Consider the following 3105-nt stretch of genomic DNA (forward strand, 5'->3'; position numbering starts at 1 on the left):
GTAATAGTCCGACGCGCACCCTCTTGTCACGACCGGCCGCTAGGCTTTAGACATCCAACACGTGGCGAAGCGCTGCAAACGGCAGGCGCCATGATTCGGTGCCGCAATCGACAGTTGCCGTGCGTTGGTTGATGCGCACGATGGTGCCGATCTGATTTTGAAGATAGCGATCCTGGAATGACACACGTTCGCCGCAGCGGAAGTCATTGCGCCCTGGTTTGACAGCCTGGACACGTTCGGCTGACTCAGCTGGCTGTACTGGCTGCGATGGGCCTGCAGGAGGCTCAATGGCCGCATAGGGCAGCTTCCACTCCTTGCGCTCATGGAGGTCGTGGATGATGGCCTGAGTATCCTTGAGCATCACAATGCGGCCTGAGCGCATCTGCCCATCGCGCCAGTCGACGAAGCGCACCGTTTGGCCCAGATGCAGCTTGCTGCGCACCGCCAGGATGCGCCGGGGATCCTGCAGCATGCGGTCAATGACAGCGCTCAACTGGAAGAGTTCGAGGTTGCTGGCATTGGACAGCGCCTCAATCAGCTTGGGATCGTTCATGGCGACATTGTGCCAATGCTGGCGGGCACGCTGAGCGCGTCCTGGCTGGCCAAGTCCGCGAATCAGGCCGCCAGTGGCTGCGGTTGAACTTGCTCGCCTGGCGCGGCATCGCGCATGTCCATGGCCCAGGGCAGCAAATCGTTGATCCTGTTGATCGGATGATCGGCGATGCACTCGATCACCCGGCGTAAATAGGCATAAGGATCCAGGCCATTGAGCTTGGCCGTGCCCAGGATCGTGTAGATCACGGCCGCCCGCTCGCCGCCCGAATCCGATCCCAGATGCAGGTAGTTCTTGCGGCCCACGGCCACGCCACGCAGCGCCTGCTCGGCCGCGTTGTTGTGCGCCTCGATGCGCCCGTCGTGGACAAAGTGCGTGAGTGCCTGCCAGTTGCTCAGGCTGTAGCCAATGGCCAGTGCCATGGGTGACTTCGCCGACAGCTGCGCCAGCGTGGTGTTGAGCCAGGCATGCAGTGCCGCCAGCAGTGGTTGCGTACGAGCCTGCCGTTGCTGACGGCGTTCGTCGGGTGGTCGCCCCCGGATCTCGGCCTCAATGGCAAAGAGCTTGCCAATTTGCACCAAGGCCTGATGCGCCAGCGTGCCAGGCAACTTGTGGTCGCGCTCATGGATGTCGTAGAACTTGCGCCTGGCATGGGCCCAGCAGGCGGCCTCCACGATGTCGCCGCTGTCGAACAGCCGGTCGTAGCCCGCAAACGCGTCAGCCTGCAAGATGCCCGAGTAGCGCCCCAGGTGCCTTCTGGGATGCTCGCCCTTGCGATTGGGTGAGTACTGGAACCACACTGCTGGTGGCGCCTGATCGGCCGCCGGGCGGTCGTCGCGCACATAAACCCACAGCCTGCCGGTGCGGGCCTTGTTGCCTTTGCCGCCGAGCACGCGGATGGGCGTGTCATCGGTGTGCACCTTCTGGGCGCTCAGCACATGGCGGCCAATAGCCTGCGCTAGCGGTGTCAAGAGGCAGGCGGTGTCGCCCACCAAGTCCGTGAGCGTGGATCGCCCGAGGTCCACGCCCTGACGGGCGTAGATCTGTGACAGGCGGTACAGAGGCGTGTGATCGGCATACTTGCTCACCAGCACATGGGCGCGCAGACCCGCGCCTGCCATGCCGCGATCGACCGGGCGGCTGGGCGCTGCGGCCTGCACGATGCGGGCACACGGGCCACAGGCCAGGCGCGGGCGCACATGGCAGATCACCTTGAACTGCCCGGGCACATAGTCGAGCACTTCGCTGATGTCCTGGCCGATCTGGCGCAGCTTCTTGCCGCAGTCTGCGCACTGGCAACCATTTGGGGGCTCATGCACGACCATCTCGCGAGGAAGGTGGGCTGGCAGCTCACGCAGACCTTCGCGCAAGCTCGGCCTGCGACCCCGAGTACTGCCTTGGATACCGACTGCGGTGGATTCGTCATTGGCCGCATTGCCACGATCCTGCGGGGCTGGTGCGGCCTCAGGCTGGCTCGATTCGCCCAGCAGGCTCATCTGCGTGGCGTGATCGAGCTTCTCGCTGGCGCGGCCATATTGCATGCGCCGCAAGTAGGTCAACTCGACCTTGAGCTTGTCGATGAGCAGCAAGGCGTTCTTGAGCGCCAGATCACGCTGAGCCAATTGCTCGGCAAGCTCATGGCGGTCAAGATCGGGCGTGGCGCGGCTCATGGCCAGGACTTTGCCCGTATCGCGCGACCCACGCCACGGGGGAGATCCTGTCAACCGATTGAGGCGGACGATGGCCGGGCCGCTCGCGTACGCTACAGAGCGGTCTGTGGTCGCCAGGTCCGCTCGGGCATGCGCCAGTCAATGCCTTCGAGCAGCATCGACAACTGCGCTGGCGTCAGTGCCACAGCGCCCTGATCGGCTTGCGGCCACACGAAGCGCCCACGCTCCAAGCGTTTGCTCAACATGCACATGCCCTGGCCGTCCCACCACAGCAGTTTGAGGATGTCTCCACGACGCCCCCTGAAGACGAAGACATGGCCTGAGAACGGATCCTGTTGCAACACGGCCTGAGCCAGCGCGGCCAAACCATCGAAGCCTTTGCGCATGTCCGTCATGCCGGCAGCCAGCCACACCCGGGTGCCTGCGGGCAGGCCGATCATGAGAGCGTACGCAGGATCTGCACGATACTGCGCAAGTCTTGGGGATCGAAGCCCGGTGGCAGGCGCAGCGTGGCGCCGCCCAGGCTCATCTCAATGGCTGGGGGTGCCAGCGTGCGTGCCGCCGAATCTTGGCGGATCGTGACCGGCAGCAGTGTTGCAGCCACATGTGTTGCCTTGGGGGCCATGGGCAGCCACTTGCGGATCACATTGGCATTGATGCCGTGGCTCAAGGCGATGGCCGATACCGAGGCGCCCGGCGCCATGCATTGCGCCACCACTTCGGCCTTGAATTGCCCGCTGTATGTGCGCCGTAAGCGCACCCCCGTAGAGCGTGACTTGGCGCCAGGCTCTTGTTTTACGATCGCGTCCACCATCTTCATAGTGGACGCGATCTTCATGCCGCCATCTCAACTCGGCAAGAGGGTGGTCGTCGGACTATTAC

At 63.8% G+C, this 3105-nt stretch carries 4 protein-coding genes; all 4 read right to left on the reverse strand.

All coding sequences use genetic code 11. The features are described from left to right. Nucleotides 1–46: 46 nt before the first annotated feature. The gene (locus ABG80_RS07560) at nucleotides 47–553 is read right to left on the reverse strand and encodes a hypothetical protein (RefSeq protein WP_058087127.1); all 507 of its coding nucleotides are present in this window, start codon (nucleotides 551–553) and stop codon (nucleotides 47–49) included. A 62-nt stretch (nucleotides 554–615) separates the two neighbouring features. Continuing rightward, nucleotides 616–2223 (reverse strand): IS66 family transposase, encoded by a 1608-nt coding sequence (gene tnpC, locus ABG80_RS07565; protein ID WP_058087128.1) that lies wholly within the window; start codon nucleotides 2221–2223, stop codon nucleotides 616–618. Between the two features lie 92 nt (nucleotides 2224–2315). Further along, nucleotides 2316–2663 (reverse strand): IS66 family insertion sequence element accessory protein TnpB, encoded by a 348-nt coding sequence (tnpB, locus tag ABG80_RS07570; protein ID WP_058087129.1) that lies wholly within the window; start codon nucleotides 2661–2663, stop codon nucleotides 2316–2318. Beyond that, the gene (gene tnpA, locus ABG80_RS07575; protein WP_083505913.1) at nucleotides 2660–3061 is read right to left on the reverse strand and encodes an IS66-like element accessory protein TnpA; all 402 of its coding nucleotides are present in this window, start codon (nucleotides 3059–3061) and stop codon (nucleotides 2660–2662) included. Before tnpA ends, tnpB begins: the two co-directional genes overlap by 4 nt. Nucleotides 3062–3105: the final 44 nt, after the last annotated feature.

It is taken from the genome of Aquabacterium parvum (genome assembly GCF_001447195.1).
In the GTDB taxonomy this organism is placed as follows: domain Bacteria; phylum Pseudomonadota; class Gammaproteobacteria; order Burkholderiales; family Burkholderiaceae_C; genus Aquabacterium; species Aquabacterium parvum.

Coding starts and splice junctions, on each gene's coding strand:
- ABG80_RS07560 (WP_058087127.1), bottom strand. CDS start 553: ATGAACGATCCCAAGCTGATTGAGGCGCTGTCCAATGCCAGCAACCTC.
- tnpC (WP_058087128.1), bottom strand. CDS start 2,223: ATGAGCCGCGCCACGCCCGATCTTGACCGCCATGAGCTTGCCGAGCAA.
- tnpB (WP_058087129.1), bottom strand. CDS start 2,663: ATGATCGGCCTGCCCGCAGGCACCCGGGTGTGGCTGGCTGCCGGCATG.
- tnpA (WP_083505913.1), bottom strand. CDS start 3,061: ATGAAGATCGCGTCCACTATGAAGATGGTGGACGCGATCGTAAAACAA.